An 863-nucleotide genomic window follows, 5' to 3' on the forward strand; every position below is an offset into this window, starting at 1 on the left:
GTGGGCACAAACACCAGCCCGACCCACAGGACAAGCAACGGTCATATGAAACCAGTGACACCTCTACAGGCGGTGATCATCAGGAATTTGAAACCCCAAACACCACTGCTCGCCGGAGAGGCCATGAAAACGGCCGTATCCACTGGCGGACGTGTCACCGGTTTCAACCAAGACAGTGGATAGGTGAGCAGCGGAGCCCCCGGTATCACCTGGCAAGCGTCGGCCTGGCTATTCCGAACCAAGTTCGCACATCATCCCCCTCTCGGGCCGCGCGCCCACACCAGGCCGAGCAGGACGAGTTTTCTCGCGCCGTCGCCTCTCCCGCACCGCGCGGCGCATGGCGGGCATCAGTGACGCCTCAACGAGCCGAGAACTGGAAGAAAAACCGTCCCCGCGTGGGGATCTAGCACCCCTCCCACGCGGCCCCGTCCCAGCGCGAGAAAGAAAAGCCACCCCTGCGCGGGGATCCAGCACCCCAGTTGAAACATTATTCGCCCCTGCGCGGGGATCCAGCACCACGAATGAAACATTATTCGCCCCTGCCTGGGGGGCCAGCACCACGGTTGAAATATTTTTCGCCCACGCACACTCAAAATGGCTGATTTTCGACCATTTTCACCGTGCTGGGGCGATATTTCTTTCACAGAGGCACCCCGAACGACCGCCCGGTGCTATGCAGGGGCGATCTTTCTTTCACGCAGCCCCTTCGGGGCCACAGCGAGAGCCCGCGGCGTTGCCTGGCTGCGGTGCCAGTGGGCGGCGGCAGGGCCTGGCCGGGCTTCAGGGCAACGCGCCAGCCACGCATCAGTACACCAGGCGCCGCCGGTGTGGAGGGCGCCGCCGGTGTGGAGGGCCAGGCTGCG

1 protein-coding gene is annotated in these 863 nt (G+C 63.6%); it reads left to right on the plus strand.

Going from position 1 to position 863, the window contains the following annotated elements; all coding sequences use genetic code 11:
- Positions 1-183, plus strand: a 183-nt coding sequence (locus HMPREF1137_RS10505) for a hypothetical protein (RefSeq protein WP_231284027.1), incomplete at its 5' end; no start/stop codon positions are given.
- Positions 184-863 lie beyond the last annotated feature (680 nt).

The organism is Actinomyces sp. ICM39, assembly GCF_000282935.1.
Classification (GTDB): domain Bacteria; phylum Actinomycetota; class Actinomycetes; order Actinomycetales; family Actinomycetaceae; genus Pauljensenia; species Pauljensenia odontolytica_B.